This window comes from Streptomyces sp. NPDC000075 (assembly GCF_040301925.1).
GTDB lineage: Bacteria > Actinomycetota > Actinomycetes > Streptomycetales > Streptomycetaceae > Streptomyces > Streptomyces polychromogenes.
In genome coordinates, this window is record NZ_JBEPFL010000008.1 from 222,733 (window position 1) to 240,173 (window position 17,441).

18 protein-coding genes are annotated in these 17,441 nt (G+C 73.7%); 5 read left to right on the forward strand and 13 right to left on the reverse strand.

Features of this window, described 5'->3' with window-relative positions; translation table 11 throughout:
• Position 1: 1 nt before the first annotated feature.
• The 5 genes from ABT403_RS12885 to ABT403_RS12905 form a co-directional block, all read right to left on the reverse strand.
• Positions 2-1,528, reverse strand: a complete 1,527-nt coding sequence (locus tag ABT403_RS12885) for an MFS transporter (RefSeq protein ID WP_344158587.1) — start codon at positions 1,526-1,528, stop codon at positions 2-4.
• Positions 1,529-1,599: 71 nt separating this feature from the next.
• A complete protein-coding gene (locus ABT403_RS12890; RefSeq protein WP_344158585.1) occupies positions 1,600-2,232 on the reverse strand; it encodes a nucleoside/nucleotide kinase family protein in 633 nt (210 codons plus the stop codon).
• 50 nt (positions 2,233-2,282) lie between these two features.
• A complete protein-coding gene (locus ABT403_RS12895) occupies positions 2,283-3,011 on the reverse strand; it encodes a hypothetical protein (protein WP_344158583.1) in 729 nt (242 codons plus the stop codon).
• 7 nt (positions 3,012-3,018) lie between these two features.
• Complete coding sequence (locus ABT403_RS12900; protein ID WP_344158581.1) at positions 3,019-3,624, reverse strand: sigma-70 family RNA polymerase sigma factor; 606 nt, start codon at positions 3,622-3,624, stop codon at positions 3,019-3,021.
• On the reverse strand, positions 3,621-3,803 hold the full coding sequence (locus tag ABT403_RS12905) for a hypothetical protein (protein ID WP_344158579.1): 183 nt from the start codon (positions 3,801-3,803) through the stop codon (positions 3,621-3,623). Before ABT403_RS12905 ends, ABT403_RS12900 begins: the two co-directional genes overlap by 4 nt.
• Positions 3,804-4,284: 481 nt before the next feature.
• On the opposite strand from ABT403_RS12905, the gene ABT403_RS12910 reads away from it, so the two are divergent.
• Complete coding sequence (locus tag ABT403_RS12910) at positions 4,285-5,016, forward strand: hypothetical protein (RefSeq protein WP_344158577.1); 732 nt, start codon at positions 4,285-4,287, stop codon at positions 5,014-5,016.
• Positions 5,017-5,050: 34 nt separating this feature from the next.
• Here ABT403_RS12910 and ABT403_RS12915 read toward each other — a convergent pair whose 3' ends face one another.
• A complete protein-coding gene (locus ABT403_RS12915; protein ID WP_344158575.1) occupies positions 5,051-5,968 on the reverse strand; it encodes a helix-turn-helix domain-containing protein in 918 nt (305 codons plus the stop codon).
• A 229-nt stretch (positions 5,969-6,197) separates the two neighbouring features.
• On the opposite strand from ABT403_RS12915, the gene ABT403_RS12920 reads away from it, so the two are divergent.
• Positions 6,198-7,793 (forward strand): carboxylesterase/lipase family protein, encoded by a 1,596-nt coding sequence (locus ABT403_RS12920; RefSeq protein WP_344158573.1) that lies wholly within the window; start codon positions 6,198-6,200, stop codon positions 7,791-7,793.
• A gap of 64 nt (positions 7,794-7,857) precedes the next feature.
• Here the strand turns inward: ABT403_RS12920 and rph are convergent, their stop codons facing one another.
• Positions 7,858-10,500, reverse strand: coding sequence for a rifamycin-inactivating phosphotransferase (gene rph / locus ABT403_RS12925; protein WP_344158571.1), 2,643 nt, complete (start codon positions 10,498-10,500; stop codon positions 7,858-7,860).
• A gap of 173 nt (positions 10,501-10,673) precedes the next feature.
• Positions 10,674-10,997, reverse strand: coding sequence for a DMT family transporter (locus ABT403_RS12930; RefSeq protein WP_344158569.1), 324 nt, complete (start codon positions 10,995-10,997; stop codon positions 10,674-10,676).
• A 222-nt stretch (positions 10,998-11,219) separates the two neighbouring features.
• Here ABT403_RS12930 and ABT403_RS12935 point away from each other — a divergent pair, with 222 nt between their 5' ends.
• Positions 11,220-11,780, forward strand: a complete 561-nt coding sequence (locus tag ABT403_RS12935) for a TetR/AcrR family transcriptional regulator (RefSeq protein ID WP_344158567.1) — start codon at positions 11,220-11,222, stop codon at positions 11,778-11,780.
• Between the two features lie 132 nt (positions 11,781-11,912).
• On the opposite strand, the gene ABT403_RS12940 is transcribed toward ABT403_RS12935, so the two are convergent.
• From ABT403_RS12940 to ABT403_RS12955, 4 genes are all read right to left on the reverse strand, one after another.
• The gene (locus tag ABT403_RS12940) at positions 11,913-12,074 is read right to left on the reverse strand and encodes a hypothetical protein (RefSeq protein ID WP_045948029.1); all 162 of its coding nucleotides are present in this window, start codon (positions 12,072-12,074) and stop codon (positions 11,913-11,915) included.
• A 90-nt stretch (positions 12,075-12,164) separates the two neighbouring features.
• On the reverse strand, positions 12,165-12,386 hold the full coding sequence (locus tag ABT403_RS12945) for a hypothetical protein (RefSeq protein WP_344158563.1): 222 nt from the start codon (positions 12,384-12,386) through the stop codon (positions 12,165-12,167).
• A 174-nt stretch (positions 12,387-12,560) separates the two neighbouring features.
• Positions 12,561-13,172 carry a hypothetical protein gene (locus tag ABT403_RS12950; RefSeq protein WP_344158561.1) on the reverse strand — a complete coding sequence of 204 codons (612 nt, stop codon included), beginning with the start codon at positions 13,170-13,172 and terminating at the stop codon, positions 12,561-12,563.
• Between the two features lie 61 nt (positions 13,173-13,233).
• The gene (locus ABT403_RS12955; RefSeq protein WP_344158559.1) at positions 13,234-14,082 is read right to left on the reverse strand and encodes an SDR family NAD(P)-dependent oxidoreductase; all 849 of its coding nucleotides are present in this window, start codon (positions 14,080-14,082) and stop codon (positions 13,234-13,236) included.
• 99 nt (positions 14,083-14,181) lie between these two features.
• Between ABT403_RS12955 and ABT403_RS12960 the strand changes: the two genes are divergently transcribed.
• Positions 14,182-14,793, forward strand: a complete 612-nt coding sequence (locus tag ABT403_RS12960; RefSeq protein ID WP_344158557.1) for a CGNR zinc finger domain-containing protein — start codon at positions 14,182-14,184, stop codon at positions 14,791-14,793.
• 68 nt (positions 14,794-14,861) lie between these two features.
• On the opposite strand, the gene ABT403_RS12965 is transcribed toward ABT403_RS12960, so the two are convergent.
• Positions 14,862-15,845 carry a helix-turn-helix transcriptional regulator gene (locus tag ABT403_RS12965; RefSeq protein WP_344158555.1) on the reverse strand — a complete coding sequence of 328 codons (984 nt, stop codon included), beginning with the start codon at positions 15,843-15,845 and terminating at the stop codon, positions 14,862-14,864.
• A gap of 148 nt (positions 15,846-15,993) precedes the next feature.
• Between ABT403_RS12965 and ABT403_RS12970 the strand changes: the two genes are divergently transcribed.
• A complete protein-coding gene (locus tag ABT403_RS12970; RefSeq protein WP_344158553.1) occupies positions 15,994-17,406 on the forward strand; it encodes an aminopeptidase P family protein in 1,413 nt (470 codons plus the stop codon).
• Positions 17,407-17,441: the final 35 nt, after the last annotated feature.

Genomic DNA, 17,441 nt, shown 5'->3' on the forward strand with positions numbered 1-17,441 from the left:
GTCACGGGGTGCCGGCCGGTGACGGCCGCGCCGCCGACAGCGGCTCGGCGATGTCCTCCAGCGAGCGGCGCTCCGCCTTGACCGCCAGGAACGCCGCCACCAGGCCGGCGCCGCACATCAGTGCGGCGCCGATCCGGAAGGCGAGTGCGGTGTCACCGACCGCGCCCGACGCGGTGAGGTCGGCGAAGACCAGCGGGCCGCTGATCCCGCCGGCGGCCGTACCGAGGGCGTAGAAGAACGCGATGGCCATGGCGCGGGTCTCCATGGGGAAGATCTCGGAGACGGTCAGGTACGCGCTGGAGGCGCCGGCGGAGGCGAAGAACAGGACCGCGCACCAGCAGGCCGTCAGGGTCGTCGCCGTCAGCACGCCCCGGCCGAACAGCCATGCCGTCCCGAACAGGAGCAGGCCGGAGAGCAGGTAGGTGGAGGAGATCATGATGCGGCGTCCGACCGTGTCGAACAGCCTGCCGAGCAGCAGGGGGCCGAGGAGGTTGCCGGCGGCGATGACGGCGAAGTAGTAGCCGGTGCGGCCCGTCGGTACGCCGAAGAACGTGGTGAGGATGACGCCGAAGCCGAAGGTGACGGCGTTGTACAGGAACGCCTGGCCGACGAAGAGCGCCAGACCGAGGCAGGCGCGGCGCGGATAGCGCGCGAACACGGTCCCGGCGATCAGTCCGAAGCCGATGCTCCGGCGCTGGTGGATGGTGATCTCCCCGGCGGGCGGCGGGAGAGGCTCGCCCTTCTCCCGTTCGATCCCCCGCTCGACGGCGGACACCAGCTCCTCGGCCTGCTCCCCCCTGCCGTGGATGAGCTGCCATCGCGGACTCTCCGGAACGTGGCGGCGGACGAGGAGGATGACCAGGCCGAGGACGACTCCGAGGCCGAAACTGATCCGCCAGCCGAGGTTCGGCGGGAAGAGACCGGTGTCGAGCATCAGGATGGACAGCAGGGCACCGCCGATCGCGCCCAGCCAGTAGGTGCCGTTGATGACGAGGTCCACCCGGCCCCGGTACAGCGACGGGATCAGCTCGTCGATCGCCGAGTTGATGGCCGCGTACTCCCCGCCGATGCCGAAGCCGGTGAGGAACCGGAAGAGGAAGAACCACCAGGACTCGAAGGAGAGGGCCGTCATCGCGGTCGCTCCCAGGTAGACCGCCAGGGTGACCAGGAAGAGCCTCTTGCGGCCGTAGCGGTCCGTCAGCCACCCGAAGAAGAGGGCCCCGGAGCAGGCGCCCGTCACGTAGAGGGCGGCGGCCACGCCTGTGACCTGGGCGGCGGTGATGTCGAGGCCGCTGCCCGCCTCGGCCAGGCGGCCGGCGACGTTGCCGACGACGGTCACCTCGAGCCCGTCGAGGATCCAGACGGTGCCGAGGCCGATCACCACCATCCAGTGCCACCGGGACCAGGGCAGGCGGTCCAGGCGGGCCGGGACGGCCGTGGTGACGGTGCCCGTGGCGGTCGGCGGCGCGGACGCCGACGCCGACGGCACGGCGGCGGACGACGCACCGGATCCGGATTCAGCTGTCATGTTTCCGCGGTTCCCTCCTCCTCGGCGTTCCCCCCGCCCTCCCGTATGCCCGAGATCCGGCCCCGGCACCGTCAGACGGTGCCGAGAACCAGATCGGCGCGCGGGCGGCCCAGGGCGACGAGCCGGGCGTTGGGCTCGTCCGAGCGGGCCACCCAGGAACGCGCGTGGTCCGGGTCCTTGCCGTGCCTGACGTGACGGGCGATCAGCCGGTCCAGGCGCAGGGGCTCGGGCGGGTCGAGGTACCAGGCCTCGTCCAGCAGCGGCCGTACCGAGGCCCACTCCCCCGCGTCGTGCAGGAGGTAGTTCCCCTCGGTGATCACCAGCGGTACGCCGGGGGCGACGGGGATGCTGCCCGCGATCGGCTCCTCCAGCGAGCGGTCGAAGGCGGGCGCGTACACCGTGTGCCCCTGCCGCGGCGCGCGCAGCCGCCGTAGCAGGGCCACGTAGCCGGCGGCGTCGAAGGTGTCGGGGGCGCCCTTGCGGTCGGCGCGGCCCATGCGGTCCAGCACGGCCTGCGCGAGGTGGAAGCCGTCCATCGGGACCACGACCGCCCGCTGCGGCCCGAGCGCCTCCGCGATCCGGGCGGCCAGTGTCGACTTCCCGGCCCCGGGGGGCCCGGCGATGCCCAGCAGCCGCCGCCCGCCCGTGGCGGCCAGGACCCCGGCCCTCGTCACCGCTTCCCGTTCAGGTCCCGTCGTACGCATCCGCCCATCCTGCCCCAGGAACCACCCTCCGGCGGTGCGGGAGGCCGGGGTCAGTGGGTGGCGAGTTCCTCGATCTGTTTCGCCAGCTCTGCGGTGGGGGTGTGGATGCGGCCCAGTTCCTCGTGCCGGTCCATGCCGAGCTGCTCGACCGTGTCCTTGACGGCCTCGTCGGAGACGGGGACGTCGTCGGGGGCGGAGCGGGTTTCGTAGCGCATGGTGATGCCGGCCGAGGGGGCGGTGGGATGCGTCTGCTCGTGGGGTACGGGCCTGTAGTGCGTGATGTCCCCGTCGTCCGCGGCTTCGAGCTGGCCGATCTGGCTCGCCCAGTGGCCGGCGTCGCGCATCTCGCCACGGCGCAGGTGCAGGAGGTAGAGGCACAGGGCGCCGGTGGGGTTGCCGGCTCCGGCGGCGAACTGCCACCAGAACTGGGCGCCGTCCTCGACGTGGGCGAGGTCCAGGAGGCAGGCGAAGGCGAGGGCTCCGCCCGGGTCGCGTGCCTCCTGGAACCGGGCGATGTGGTCGGCCGCCCCGGTGCTGGTGATGACGTTCTGGGACAGGGCCCACAGCTGGTGGGCGGCCTGTTCGTGCAGGGCCGCGGGCCGGCTCGCCGGGGCGGCGGGGGCCGTGGGCGGTCCGGCCAGGAGGTGGCTCCAGCGGGCCTCGGTGAGGTGGGCGATCAGGCGTTCGCGTGCGGCTTCGAGGTGGGCGGGCGTGTAGTCGCCCTGGAAGACCCTGGCGCGGGCCAGCAGTTCGTCAACCGTGCGGGGGGTGTGGGGCACGGACTCATCACTCCTCATCTTCTATGCCCAGTTCGATGTCCAGGCCCATTTCCTTGGCGATCCTTCGGCGTGCGCTGCAGCGCAGGGTGCGGACGGTGGCAGGGGTGATCCCCATCGTGTCGGCGGTCTGCTTGGTGGTGTACTTCAGGGCGTAGCACAGGACCATGACATCGAACTGCCGCTCCGGAAGGCGGTCCATCGCCGCATAGAGTCCGATGCTGTGCTCAAGCTCGTCCATCTGTGCCCGGAACTGTTCGCGGAAGTCGCGCAGGACCGCGGAGGTCGCGGCGCGAGTGGCGCGGTCGAACGCCATCGTCGCGCTGGCCGCCGGCTCACGGCCGCTGATGATGAGCTCGTCGGCGACCAGCAGCTTGTGCTGCGCCCAGGCGTAGGCGGCCATGTTGGGCTGTGCCGTCAGGTGGGCCCATATCGCGGCGAGGTGGACGAAGGTGGCGTGGACGGCGCTCGCGGCCTCCTTCTCGTCGCCGAGCAGCACGCGGGCGTACTCCAGGTAGGGCTTGTGGTTGAGGGCGAGGAAGGCCCAGTACGCGTGGGGCATGACCTGGCTGGGTTCGCGTGTGCCGGCGGAGTCGGCGGGCGGCTGCTCCGTCACGACCGGCTCCCCTCGTCCAGCGCCTCGGGGCGAGCCGCTTCCCGCTGTTCGACCAGACTCGCCGCTCCCACTCGGACGCCGGCGCCCAGGAGCCGCCGCAGCAGGGACCGCACGTCGGGAGCGAAGGCGCGTCCTGCGGCGGCCAGGGCCAGCGCCAGGCTGGCCACGTCGTGGTTCATCACAGGGTGGTGGTCCATTCATGCTTGAAGGGGGTGAGTGCCGTTTCCCCAAGCGGCTCTCCGAGTGCGGTTGCTCTCGTGGAACAGCAAAGCGCGCCGACTAGGCCGTTCGTGGAGACGGCGGCCGACCAAAATTCTTCAACTCTCAGTTACTCGCCGGTCGCTCAAATCCCGTACTGGTGTTCACAGTTACCCTCCTTTGAGGGTCCTGCCCCATTTGGCGCCACGACCGCACCCCTGACCTGCGTCAATGGCGCATCCTGCGAACGTTCGCGTTCTCTTTGCTGAACGGAAGATGGACGCGACGCCCATCGGCGGCTGTGACGCAGACCACAGGGCGCGAAACGGCGGCGCCGCACGGCCCGCGCCGGCGCGCCGGGCATGCCCCGGCCGGGGAGCACGGCCGGTCCCCCGGACGTTGGACGTTGCAGGGAACGATCTCTTTGTACACACTGCACTACCGGGCGAGGAGGAGGAGCCGATGAGCGCGGCCCAGGAGGCACGGCGATGGCCGGACGAGGTCAGTGTCGACAACGCGAGGACGACGCTGCTCCAGCTCCTCGCGCGAGCGGGGGTCCCCGCCGGTGACGCGCGCCAGCTGATCGGGCTCGTCGAGGCGGGTGTGCTGGCCCTCGCGCACGCGGAGCTCGGCGGCGCCGGCCGGACCGTTCCCGGGGACAAGGGCGAGGAGTACCGCTCAGGCTGGCTCGACGGCGCCGAGGCCCTCCTGGAGGACCTCGGCGCCGTCGCCGAGCGGACACTGGCCGGCGTCACGGGGCCGGAGGGGGACCACGGCGGGGCGGGCGGGCACCCTCGGGCCCGGCGCATGGAGGTGGAGCGGGCCAAGGTCGCGGTCACCCCCCTCTACCTGTCGTTCACCGCGGCTTCGGAGCTGGACCCGGAGGTGACCGAGGAGGTGCTCGTCGCCGTCCTCGGGACGATGAGCCCCCGGCAGCGGGCCGGCTACGCCGGACGGCTGACGGAGTTCGCCGCACTCCATCACAGCCGGCTGGAGCGGCTGTTCGCGGCGTTCGGACCGGCCGGCGCCACCGCGATGCACGGCCGCTACTCGCTCCTGCACTCCGTGACGAGCATCGCCGTACTGGAACGGCTCCTCGCCTCCCCCGGGGCGCTGCGGGAGCAGTGGGAAGCCGCGGAGCTGCCGCCCGCGTGGCTCGACGGGCTGACGACCGCCTGGACCGCCCAGGCCTGAGCGCGCGCCGTCTCGCCGAGTGACCCGGCGGGGCCTACCGGGACGGGTCGGTCAGCGACTTCGACAGGCCTTCGGTCAGCCACTGGTGCGCCACCGTCATGTTCAGCCCCCGGCCGCCGGTCACCGTGTCGACCAGGCCCCAGTAGCGTTCCAGGCGGGGATCGAACCCCGAGGAGCGCGACGCCAGGCCGTGCAGGAAGGCGCGGAAGGCCGGTGTGTCGAGCTCCCGCCGTGCCCCTGCGTGCGCGGAGACGAACGCGTCGACCGCCGCCCCGGCGTGGGGCGGCCGTCCCGCGAACACCGCGGCGGCCGTCAGGGCGGCGGCCTCGTCCAGCTCCGCGTAGAGCGCCGGGGCGCAGCGCATCTCCTCCTCGTGGTCCTGCGTCCAGCGGGTGAAGCGGGGCGTGGAGATGAGCAGGTGGAGTTCGGCGTAGGCCAGCGCGGTGTCCGGCCCGGGGTCGTTCGGCGGCTCCGGGGAGAGCATGGCGACCATGCTCTCCAGGCGGCGGCGGGGCATGGTCCCGGACAGCTCGCGGAACCAGTGGCCGGTGAGGGCGAGGTGCGCCTGCGGGAGCCGCTGGACCCGGGAGAGGATCTCCAGCCGGTGCAGCCGCTCCTCGCTCGGGCAGTCGTCCAGGGCCTGGAGCGTGGCCTGCCTCCAGCGCAGCTCGACGAGTCGTTCCTGCACCGTCTCCAGCTCGGTCTCCACCAGCTCGTGCAGGGAGCACTCGCCCGTCACCACCCGTGTCAGGGTCGCGATCGGAGTGTCCAGCGCGCGCAGCCGGCGTATGAGCCGGATCCGCTCCCACGCCTCGGGTCCGTAGCGGCGGTGCCCGCCCGCGCTGCGGGCGGCGACGGGCAGCAGACCGCTGTCGGAGTAGTAGCGAAGGGTCTTGACGGGGACCCCTGTTCCGTCGGCGAGTTCACCGATACTCCACGTGGTCTGCGTCACAGCCCCTTGAACCTCCAGTGCGCGGGAGGTCCTAGCGTAAGCCGCAACCGAGCCCGGCCGTCCGCCCGTCGGCCACGGGCCGGTCCCCGCGCGGCACATGCCGCCCCCTGCGATACGAGAACGGCGGATACGTATGCCTCCGACCACGCCACCAGGGAGTCGACGCCACAGAGGCGGACTCGTCACGGCACTCCTCGCCCTGCTCTGCGCCCTCGCGAGCCTCGTGTCGATGACGGCCTCGCCGGCCGCCGCCCTTCCGGCGGCGGACCGGAGCGGTCCCGTCGTACGGACCGATCACGGACCGGTACGCGGTACGGCGCACGGCTCGTACGCCACCTTCGAGGGCGTGCCCTACGCCGCCGCGCCCGTCGGCCGCCTGCGCTGGCGGCCCCCAGCACCCGCCGCCGCGTGGCACGGCGTCCGGGACGCGAGGACGGCGGCCCCGCGCTGCGTGCAGATGCCGGCCCCGGGTACGCCCGCGGGCACGGTGACCGGGGCGGAGGACTGTCTGTACCTCAACGTCACGACGCCCACTCCGGCGCGGCCCGCGGCCGGGCGGCCCGTGCTGGTGTGGCTGCACGGTGGCGCCTTCCTGGGGGGCTCCGGCGGTGACTACGACGCGCGGCGGCTCGCGGTCCGGGGTGGCGCCGTCGTCGTCACCGTCAACTACCGGCTGGGGATCTTCGGCTACTTCGGACACCCCGGCCTGGGCTCCGCCCCGCCGTTCGGCCTGGCGGACCAGCAGGCCGCCCTGCGCTGGGTCCAGGCCAACGCCGCGTACTTCGGCGGGGATCCGGCCCGGGTCACCCTGGTCGGCGAGTCCGCGGGCGCCCTCGGCATCTGCGCGCACCTCACCTCTCCGACGGCGGCCGGGCTCTTCCAGCGGGCCGTGCTCCAGAGCGGCTCCTGCTCCATGTCCTTCCCGCGCGGCGCCCTCGGGCCCGGCTCACCGGCGTACGAGCCCTTCGCCGCGCAGCACGACGTACAGACGGCCGGTGCGCAGGCCGCCCGGCGGCTGGGCTGCACGGCGGAGCGCGACGAGGAGGTGGTGGCCTGTCTGCGCGGACAGAGCACGGACCGCCTCGCCACCGCCGAGCTGATGCAGTCCTTCAACCGGCCCGCGTACGGAAACGCGCTGCTGCCGACGGCGCCGGCCGAGGCGCTGAAGGCGGGACGCTTCCACCGGGTCCCGCTGATCCAGGGGACCGATCGCGACGAGATGCGCCTCTTCGTCGGCCTGTCCCTCGCCGCCTTCCCGATCCGCACCGAGGACGAGTACCGCGCCCGTCTGACGGACGCCTTCGGGAGCGCGGCCGCGGCCGTCGAGGCCCAGTACCCGGCGGCGGGCCACCCCACGCCCGCGCTGGCCTGGGCCGCAGTGCTCACGGACCGGTCGCTGGCGTGCACCACGCTGGCCGACGGCCGGACCGTCGCCGCCCACGCGCCGGGCCTCCCCCGCTACGGCTACGAGTTCGGCGAGCCGGAACCGCCCGTACCCGCCGGCCTGCCGCGGAACCCGGACTTCCGCTACGGCGCGGCGCACGGTTTCGAGCTGCCGTTCCTGTTCCCCTCCGTACCGACCGAACAACCCCTGACCGAGGCCCAGAGTGCCCTGTCCGACCGGATGGTGGACTACTGGACGGACTTCGCGCGCACCGGCGGCCCGAACGGCTCCGGGGGCCCGCTCTGGCCGGCCCTCAGCTCCTCGGGTCCCCGCGACCAGCCGGTGCAGTCCCTGGCCTCCGGACCCGGAGGCATCCGCCCCGTCGACGCGGACTCCGCGCACCACTGCCCGTTCTGGGACGCCGTCGGCCGGACCGGCTGAGCCGGGACGCCCGGGTCGCCCCCGCTCCCCGCCGGCTGCCGGGACGCCGGGGCGGCGGGGCCGGTCAGTCCAGGAGTTCGACGTATCCGTCGGTTCCGTGCACGCGGATCCGCTGCCCGTCCCGGATCAGCCGGGTGGCCCGGGCGACGCCCACGACGGCCGGCAGGCCGTACTCCCGGGCGATCACCGCGCCATGGGTCATGAGCCCGCCCACTTCCGTCACCATGCCCGCGATGCCGACGAACAGCGGCGACCAGCTGGGGTCCGTGAAGACGGTGACCAGGATGTCGCCGGCCTCGAGGTCGGCGTCCGCCATGTGGCGGACGACCCGGGCCCGTCCCTCGACGGTCCCGGCGGAAACGGGCAGGCCGACGAGGGCGCCGGCCGGCGCGTCGTCGCGCCGGTAGGACCCGGTGAGGGCCTCGCCGTCCGAGGTGAGGACGCGGGGCGGTGTGAGCGCCCCGTACGAGCGGAAGGCGTCCTTGCGCCGCTGGATGAGCCGGTCGTCGGCCCGGTGCGAGCGTACGAGGTCGTGCAGCTCCCCGAACGTGAGGTAGAAGACGTCCTCCCGCTCGGCGAGCACGCCGGCCCGTACGAGCCGCTCGGCCTCCGCCATCAGGGCCCGCTTGTAGACGAGGAAGCGGCTGACGATGCCGTACTTCGGGTACTCGCGGTACCCGATGAAGGTTCTGACCCGGTCGGTCATCCGCTTGGTCTCGTCGGCCTTCCGTTCCCCGTCCGGCAGGGCCCGCAGGCGGGTCAGCACCTCCCGCTCCTTCTCCCGCGCCGTCCGCAGGCCCTGCTCGAAGCGCCGCCGGGCGGCGCCCGGCCCGAAGTTCCGGACGTTGTCGAGGATCAGGGGCACGAGCGTGGCGGGGCGCTCGCGCCAGCGCGGTCGCGTGATGTCGATCTCTCCGACGCAGCGCATGCCGTACCGGCCGAGGTAGGCCTCGATGGCCTCGCGCGCTGCGGGTCCGCCCGCGAGCTCGCCCAGGGCGTCGAGGAAGCCGTCGTCCTCGACGTCCTCCAGGAACGCCACCACCTCCGGCCACGGGCGGATCACGTCCGCGACGTCGAGCAGCGCCAGCCCCATCTCCGACGTGACGTTGCCCGGGGCGGACAGCGTCAGCGTGTCGGCGGCGTTCTTCTCGCCCAGCCACTCCCGCAGGTGGTCGTTGAGCCACCAGGTGGCCTCCATCCCCGCCATGACGGCCTGGAGGCTCCGCGGATCGCCGAGGAGCCGCTTGTGCTCCTGGAAGGCGTCCAGCAGGAAGTCGAACAGCTCCGGTCCGGTCTTCGTCCGGACGTCCCGCTCCAGGGTGGCGAGGGACTGCCGGCTGCGCTCGATCAGCTCGGTGACGACGGCCGGATCGGTCGCGAGCGGGGCGGGCGCGCGGTGGGCCGGCGGCCCGCCGGGAGCGGCGCCGACGGGCTCGGGCGGCGGGGGGAGGAAGCCGTCGCGGTCGAGGACGCTCTCCAGAGCGTCCCTGACCAGGGGATCGCCCCGCCCGATGACGTCCAGGAGGCCGGCGCGAGTCGCGGGCGAGGCCAGGCGCCGGGTGACGTCGACGAACAGCCGGCCGCCGGCCTCGTGCATCGGCGCCATGGCCGTCAGCTGCCAGACGGAGAGCCCCAGGGGCTTCATGGGGTCGGTCATCATCTGCTGGTGGCCGACGGAGACGTAGACGCGGTTCTCGGACGCGCCGCTCTCAGGGCTGCCCCCGGGATCGGGGACGGGAACGGGCTCGGGGACGGGGAAGAGCGTCGTGATCGGCCGGCTCTGAACCACGTGGAAGTCGCCGTCGGCCAGGCACCATTCGATGTCCTGGGGGCACCCGAAGTGTTCTTCGATCCGCCGCCCGAGCCGGACGAGCCGGACGGCCTGCGCGTCCGTGAGCGCCGGCCGCCCCCGCCGAGCCACGTCGACCTCCACCTCCTGTGTACCGCCGCCTGCCCGGGCGTGGACGGCACGCTCCTTGGCGGCGATCGTCCTGGCGACGACCGCGCCGTCCCGCACCGTGAAGACGTCCGGGTTCACCAGGCCGGACACCAGGGCCTCGCCGAGGCCGAAGCCCGCCTCCACGGTGGCGGCCTTCCGGTCGCCCGTGAGGGGGTCGGCGGTGAACAGGACACCGGCCGCCTGCGGGAGGACCATCCGCTGCACGATCACGGCCATGTGGACCGTACGGTGGTCGATGCCGTTGCTCCGGCGGTACGACACGGCCCGCTCGGTGAACAGCGAGGACCAGCACCGGCTGACGTGCCGGATGACGGCCGCCGGCCCCACGAGGTTCAGGTAGGTGTCCTGCTGGCCCGCGAAGGAAGCGGACGGCATATCCTCCGCCGTCGCGCTGGACCGGACGGCCCAGGCGGCCCGCTCGCCGGACCGGGCGAGCTCGTCGGCGATCCGCCCCACGAGCCCGGCCGGGACGGGGACGCCCGCGATGGCCCGGCGAACCTCCTCGCTGAGCGTGCGGACGGCCTCCCGGTCGCGCGGGTCCAGGCGCCCCAGCCGGTCGATCCCGTCCTCGACGGACGGTGCTTCGCGCAGGATCCGCCGGAAGGCGTCCGTCGTCACGCAGAAGCCCTCCGGGACGCGTACGCCCTCGATCCGCGACAGCCCGCCCAGGTGCGCGGCCTTGCCGCCGACCACGGCGACCTGCGCGGGGCCGGCCTCTCGGAGATCCATCACGTACCGTTCGCTCACCGCTGTCCCACCTCCCCACTTTTTCGCGATCCGTTGGCTCCGGCCGCTGATTCTGCGCGGGGACGGGGGCCTTGCCGCAAGCCCCCCACCGCGCTATAGCTTGGAAAGGGAGGGACGTGCCCGCGCTGAGGCCTGCGATGGCGCAGCCCGGCACGCGGTCCGCAGAGGGATCCTCACTCGGCCGGGGCGGTCGCGTGGGACAGCGCCACTCCGCCGATGATCAGGGCGAGGGCGAGGAGGCGGCCCGGGGTCACCGGGTCCTTGTGGAGCACGATGCCCAACGTGATGGCGCCCGCCGCCCCGATTCCGGTGAAGACGGCGTAGGCCGTGCCGACCGGGAGGCCCTTCATCGCCGTGGACAGCAGGTAGACGGCGACGGCGGCGAGCGCGAAGCAGAGCAGCGTGGGCAGCGGGCGCGTGAAGCCGGCCGTCGGCTTGATGCTCTGCGACCAGGCGACCTCCACCAGCCCGGCGGCGATGAGGAGGAGCCAGCTCACAGGAAGACCCCTGCCGTGCGGGCGGCCGCCTGCCGCGCGGCGGTGCGCACGGCCTCCCGGCCGAAGGACTGGCGGCGGGCGCAGGCGTCAAGGTGCGGCAGCGTGGTCATGCGGGGCCCCCTCGGTGACGGCCGGAACAGTATCCGGACACGGCGTCCAGTTATACCGGACGAAGCACTCAACCGGACAAGCTGTCCGCTTATTCCGGTAGGCTGGGGCGCCATGGAGACGAGGGAACGCGCGGACGCCGCCCGCAACCGGGCCAAGGTGCTCACCGCCGCCGCCGGGCTGTTCGCCGCCGGAGATCCGCGGTCGGTCACGATGGAGGACGTCGCCCGGGCGGCCGGCATCGGCCGGGGCACGCTCTACCGCCGCTACCCGGACGTCACGTCCATCGCGGCGGCCCTCCTCGACGAGCACGAACGCCGCCTGCAGGAAGAGCTGTTGCGCGGCGCTCCCCCGCTGGGCCCCGGCGCACCGCCGCTGGAGCGGCTCACCGCGTTCTACGCCGCCATGGTCGACCTGCTGGAGACCCACGGCCATCTGGCGCTGGCCGCCGAGACCGGGGAGAAGCGCTTCACCATCGGGGCGTACGGCTTCTGGCGCGCCCATGTCCTCGTCCTGCTGCGCGAGTCCGGCAGCCCGGACCCGGAGGCGCTGGTGGACGGCCTGCTCGCGCCGCTGGCACCGGAGGTGTTCCTCCGGCAGCGCGCACAGGGGGTGGCACCGGACCGGATCAAGGCGGCGCTGGGGCGGCTGGCGAGCGGGCTGCGGGCCGGCTGAACGGCCGCGCGGGCGCCGGGGCCGCCGGCGGCGGCCAGGACCGGTCAGCCGGCGCGGGCCCACGGACGGGCGGGGGCCCGCACCGTTCGGTGCGGGCCCCACCGCTGCCGCCTCAGGGCGGACCGGCCGCGGCTACCAGCGGTACCAGCGCCCGCCGCCGGTCCTCGGCCGGGCGACGAACCCGAGGAGCCAGATCACCAGCACGGCGATCGCGACCCACCAGAGGACCTTCAGTGCGAAGCCGGCCCCGAACAGGATCAGGGCGAGCAGGAGAACGAGGAGCAGGGGAACCATGACTATCACCTCCGGGCTCGCACATGCCCCCGGAACCCCCGCGCATGCGCGCCCGTCCGAAGGGCCCGGCGGCGGGGCGCCGTACGGGCGTCACCACTCGGGGTGGACCTCGTGGCTGTCGTAGCGTTCGCCCGAGGCCGACTGCCAGGGGCGGAAGCGGCCGGGGCCGCTGCGTTCGCCGGTGTAGCGGACCGCTTCACCGGTCTCGTCCGTGACGACGACCGCTCCGGCCTTCTGGGCGCTGCGCAGGGCATGGGTCCAGTGCCGGCCGCGGTGGCCGGTGCGGTAGTCGGGGATCTTGCACTGGGACATCGGTGTCACCGCCTCGTCGTGTTCCCGGCGCCGGGCGCGCCGCCGGGTCAGGGCGGCGCGGTGCGGCGCGGGCCGGACTGACCGTTCTACCCGGAATGCGCCGGTTCGAACGTCGGAGGAGGCCGCCAGGGGCCGGCACCGGCCAGGGAGCGGTCAGGACGGTCCCGGGGCGGGTCAGGGGCGGTAGAGGTTCCAGCGTCCCAGGCGGGCGAGCTCGCGGCGGGCCGCCGCTTCCGAGAGGCCGAGCGCGACGGCCGCCTGCTCCGGGGTGGCGTCGTCCTGGGTGGCGCGGGCGGCCCAGTAGCCGGCCGCGCCGGCGGCGCTCTCGATCCGGCGGACCGCCCGGACGGCGGCCAGGGGCGATGAGGCGGCGAGTTTGCCGACCTCGGCCTCCAGCTGGTCCAGCAGGGCGGTGATCGCCTCCGGCAGCGGGATCGTGGCCGCTTCGACCGTGGCCGTGTGGCCGTCCCAGTCGTCACAGCACTCGTCCGCCTGCTCCCCTCCGGCGTCCTCCAGGTCCCGCTCGCCGATCGCCTCCCAGTCCAGGCGGTGCTCCGGGCCGCTCCACCCGCACGAGCACATCCCGCGCAGGGCGGCCGCGCGCGGGATGTGCGCGAAGTGGCCGTCGTAGACGGACCAGTGCGACGTCTGGTGCACGTCCGATCCCGACCCGGTGTCGAAGACGGCCGGCGGCGGGACCGTGCCGTCGGCGACCAGCACACCGACCCAGCCCTCGTGGGAGGTGCCGAACTCCTCCGTCGTCCACGTCTCTCGGTCGTACGCCATGCCCGCTCCCCACTTTCCGCGTAGTGGCCCGCCCCGGTCGGCCGGGGCGGGCCCGGTCCTGCTACCCGTCGACGGCGTCGGTCACGCGCAGCCAGCCGTCCAGGTCCGCGATCCGGGCCTCCAGCGCGGGCCGCATGACCGTCGCGCTGGAGACGCCGAGGGCCAGGCGCAGCGGCGGGTTGGGGCTGTCGACCGCGGTCCGGATGCCCGTGGCGATCCGTGCCGCGGCGGAGAACGCGGAGGCCGGCAGCTCTCCGATGCCCTTCTGGACCTCGCGCACGGTCGGGTCGTAGTCGCCCAGGCCGGCGGCGACGTCGAGGTTGGCGAGGAAGGGGGTCGCGGTCAGCCCGGGCTGGATGACCGTGACCTTGATGCCGAGCGGCGTGACCTCGGCCACGAGCGCGTCCGACAGCCCCTCGACCGCGTGCTTGGTGGCGGCCAGCAGGCCCACGCCGGCGTGGGCCGACTGCCCGTAGACCGACGAGCCCTGGAGGATGTGCCCGGACCGCTGGGCGCGGAGCACCGGCAGCGTCGCGCGGAGCACGTTGAGCACGCCGAAGACGTTGGTGTCGAACACCGCGCGGGCCTGCGCGTCGGAGGCCTCCTCGACGGCTCCGAACAGTCCGTATCCCGCGTTGTTCGCCACGACGTCGATACGGCCGAACCGCGCGACCGCGCCTTCCACGGCGTCCCGGACGGCCCGCTCCTCGCGTACGTCCGCCGGGACGAGGAGGAGGCGCTCACCGTGCGCGCCGGCCAGTTCGTCCAGCGGGGAGGTGTCGCGGGCGAGGGCGGCGACGTTCTCGCCGTTCTCCAGTGCCTGGAGCGTCAGTTCGCGGCCGATGCCGGACGTCGCGCCGGTGATCAGCCAGGTGCGGAGGTGGGACTGGTGGGTGAATGTCTTGTTCATGTTGCGACCGTAAGTCGTTAGCTCGCAACACGTCAACCCTGTCCTGGCTGAGCGTTGCCCACTAGACGGGTTAGCGGCGGGCTGATGTACCGTGAGCAGATGACGAGTACGGCAGCCGGATCGCCCAGACCCAGTCCGCGCACGATCACGCCGACGGTGGAGACCGTCCTCGCGTACGTGAACACGCGCGCGGACGGGTCGGGCCGCCGCGAGCTGTTCGAGAACGCGGACTCGTTCGCGGCGTGGCTGGCGGAGCACGACGAGTTCGGCGGCGAGAGCGTGGTGACCGACGCCGACGCCGCGGTCGCGCGCGAGCTGCGCGACGCCCTGGTGACCGTGCTGCTCGCGCACTCCGGCGACGAGGAGAGCCTGGGTGAACCGTTGCTGCGCGCCGAGCGGCACCTGCGGCGCGTGGGTGCGCTCTACCCGCTGGCGACGGTGGTCACGGCCGGCGGCGTGGAGCTGACCTCGCCGCAGACGGGGGTGCCGCGCGTGTTCGGGACCGTGCTGGCGGCGGTGACGACCTTCGCGCAGACCGGCGACTGGGGGCGCGTCAAGGCGTGCCGCAACCCCCCGTGCCATTTCGGTTTCTTCGACCGCACCCGCAACGGAGGAGGGCTGTACTGCAGCACCGGCTGCGGCTCCCAGGTGTCCATGCGCAAGCACCGCCAACGCCAGCGTCACGGTGGCGGCGCACCGTCCGGGGAGTGAGGCGACGGCCCGGGCGACGATACGTCGCCGCCGGGCCGGTCAGGCGTGCGGACCGCCGTCGCGCCGGCTCACAGCCAGCCGTTGCGCTGGGCCTGGAGGGCCATCTGGAAGCGGTTCTCGGCGCCCAGGCGGGTCATCAGGATCTGGAGCCGGCGGAAGAAGGTACGGCGGCTGATGCCCAGTTCGCGGGCGATGACCTCGTCGGCCGCGCCGCCCGCGAGCAGGCGGAGCAGCCGGCGGTCGGCCGGCGGCAGGCCGGCCGGGCGGGTGGCCCGGCCGTGGAACGGCAGGGCCTGCCGCCAGGTCTGCTCGAACAGGGCGATCAGTGCCGAGAGCAGGCCGCACGGCTGCACCACCAGCGTCGTGTTGTGCACGTCGGACTCCCTGATCGACAGGGACACCAGCGCGTACGCCTCGTCGATGATCAGCAGTTTGACCGGCACCGTCGGCGCCACCCGGGCCTGCTCGCCCGCCTCGATGCACGGCTCGACGGCCGTCTCCAGCCGTCCGGGCGTCTCCAGTGACGCCTTCGAGTAGACGACCCGCTGCGTCACTCCGCGGGCGAGGGTCGCCAGCGCGTCGTCGAGCGCTTCGGTCTGCGGGAAGTAGGGCGGCGATTCGAGCTGGCGGATCTGCTCGCGGGCGCTGGCCCAGGCCTGGCGGAGCCTCGGCCCGACGGCGTCGCCGGTGACCACTTCGACGAGGTTGTCGTCGTGTGCCGTGAGCCGCCGGCGGCGGAACGATTCGAACGCGCCGCCCACGGCGATGCGGGAGGCCTCCAGCTCCGCCGCGCGGCGCCTGGCGAGGATCTCCAGTCCGGCGGCGGGCGGGACCGGCGCCACCACGTCCACGCCCTCCCCGGCGGCGCCGGCCAGCCCGGCGTCTACCAGCTCGCCGTACGCCGCGGCGAACCCGGTGCCCTCCAGCCCGGCCGCCCGCCCGATCTCGGCGAGCGGCGCGGGGGCCAGTTCCAGGAGCGCCAGGTACACGCGGCACGCCGCGGGGCCGACCCCCAGCATCCGCAGGGCCTCGTCCAGTCTCGCGTTCGCCATGCACCGCATTATCGACGGCCGCGCGGGCGCGGGTGGCCGATCGGTGCCACTGGCACGACCGGGCCTCCGGGGGCGCGCCCGCGCAGTACCGTCCGGGAGTCGCCGGGGCCCCTCGGCGGTCGAACCCGTCCGGAAGAAGGAGCACGACGTGGCGAACGCCCGGAAGAACGGCCTCTACTCGGAGATCTCCGGGGAACTGTCCGCGCTCATGAAGACGGGATGGGCGGACACCGAACAGCACGGCCTCGCGCTCGACGAGCAGGCCCCGTACGCGGCCGGCCGCCGCGCCGCGCTCTCCGGGCTCTTCCCCGGCGAGCGGCTGGTGGTCCCGTCCGGCAACCTCAAGACCCGTTCGAACGACGACCCCTACCCGTTCCGCCCGTACTCCGGCTACGTCCACCTGACCGGGGACCGGGCCCGCGACGGCGCGCTCGTCCTCGAACCCCGCCCGGACGGCGGCCACGACGCGTACTGCTACCTGCTGCCGCGCGACGGCCGGGACAGCGACGAGTTCTGGCTGGGCTACACCGCCGAGCTGTGGATGGGCCGCCGCCGCTCCCTCGCCGAGTCGGAGCGCGTCCTCGGGCTGTCCTGCCGTGACGTCCGCACGGCGGCGGCCGACCTGGCCGCCGCGCACGGCGTGCCCACCCGGATCGTCCGCGGCGTCGACCCGGCGCTGGAGGCCGCGGTCACCACCGACGCCGGCCGCGACGCCGAACTGGAGGAGGCGCTGAGCGGGCTTCGCCTCGTCAAGGACGAGTGGGAGATCGGCGAGATGCGCAAGGCGGTCGACTCCACCGTGCGCGGTTTCACCGACTGCGTCGGCGAGCTCTCCCGGGCGGTCGCCTCCTCAGAGCGGTGGATCGAGGGCACCTTCTTCCGCCGGGCGCGGCTGGAGGGCAACTCCGTCGGGTACGGCTCCATCTGCGCCGCGGGCGACCACGCGACGATCATGCACTGGACCGACAACGACGGCCCGGTACGCCCCGGCGACCTGCTCCTGCTCGACGCCGGCGTGGAGACCCACACCCTCTACACCGCCGACGTCACCCGCACCCTGCCCGTCAGCGGCACGTTCACGCCGGTGCAGCGGACGGTGTACGACGCGGTGTACGAGGCCCAGGAGGCGGGCTTCGCCGCCGTGAAGCCGGGAGCCGCGTACCGCGACTTCCACGTGGCGGCGCAGCGGTACCTGGCGGAGAAGCTCGTCGAGTGGGGCTTCATCGAGGGCCCGGCGGACCGCGCCTACGAGCTCGGCCTGCAGCGCCGGTTCACCATGGCCGGCACCGGTCACATGCTGGGGCTGGACGTCCACGACTGCGCCCAGGCCCGCACGGAGGAGTACGTCGAGGGCGTGCTGGAGCCGGGCATGGTGCTCACGGTGGAGCCGGGCCTGTACTTCCAGCCGGACGACCTCACGGTGCCCGAGGAGTGGCGCGGGATCGGCGTCCGGATCGAGGACGACCTGCTGGTGACGGCCGACGGGCACGAGAACCTGTCCGCCGGTCTGCCGCGCTCGGCGGACGAGGTCGAGGCGTGGATGGCCCGCGTGGCGGGCTGACCGCTCGCCGGCGGGAGGCCGCCGGCCTCAGTGGC

Excerpts from the sequence above, each read along its gene's own strand:
- ABT403_RS12890 (WP_344158585.1), bottom strand. The coding sequence starts at position 2,232 with ATGCGTACGACGGGACCTGAACGGGAAGCGGTGACGAGGGCCGGGGTC.
- ABT403_RS12885 (WP_344158587.1), bottom strand. The coding sequence starts at position 1,528 with ATGACAGCTGAATCCGGATCCGGTGCGTCGTCCGCCGCCGTGCCGTCG.
- ABT403_RS12950 (WP_344158561.1), bottom strand. The coding sequence starts at position 13,172 with ATGGCGTACGACCGAGAGACGTGGACGACGGAGGAGTTCGGCACCTCC.
- ABT403_RS12940 (WP_045948029.1), bottom strand. The coding sequence starts at position 12,074 with ATGGTTCCCCTGCTCCTCGTTCTCCTGCTCGCCCTGATCCTGTTCGGG.
- ABT403_RS12905 (WP_344158579.1), bottom strand. The coding sequence starts at position 3,803 with ATGAACCACGACGTGGCCAGCCTGGCGCTGGCCCTGGCCGCCGCAGGA.
- ABT403_RS12955 (WP_344158559.1), bottom strand. The coding sequence starts at position 14,082 with ATGAACAAGACATTCACCCACCAGTCCCACCTCCGCACCTGGCTGATC.
- ABT403_RS12960 (WP_344158557.1), top strand. The coding sequence starts at position 14,182 with ATGACGAGTACGGCAGCCGGATCGCCCAGACCCAGTCCGCGCACGATC.
- ABT403_RS12965 (WP_344158555.1), bottom strand. The coding sequence starts at position 15,845 with ATGGCGAACGCGAGACTGGACGAGGCCCTGCGGATGCTGGGGGTCGGC.
- ABT403_RS12920 (WP_344158573.1), top strand. The coding sequence starts at position 6,198 with ATGACGGCCTCGCCGGCCGCCGCCCTTCCGGCGGCGGACCGGAGCGGT.
- ABT403_RS12910 (WP_344158577.1), top strand. The coding sequence starts at position 4,285 with ATGAGCGCGGCCCAGGAGGCACGGCGATGGCCGGACGAGGTCAGTGTC.
- ABT403_RS12935 (WP_344158567.1), top strand. The coding sequence starts at position 11,220 with ATGGAGACGAGGGAACGCGCGGACGCCGCCCGCAACCGGGCCAAGGTG.
- ABT403_RS12945 (WP_344158563.1), bottom strand. The coding sequence starts at position 12,386 with ATGTCCCAGTGCAAGATCCCCGACTACCGCACCGGCCACCGCGGCCGG.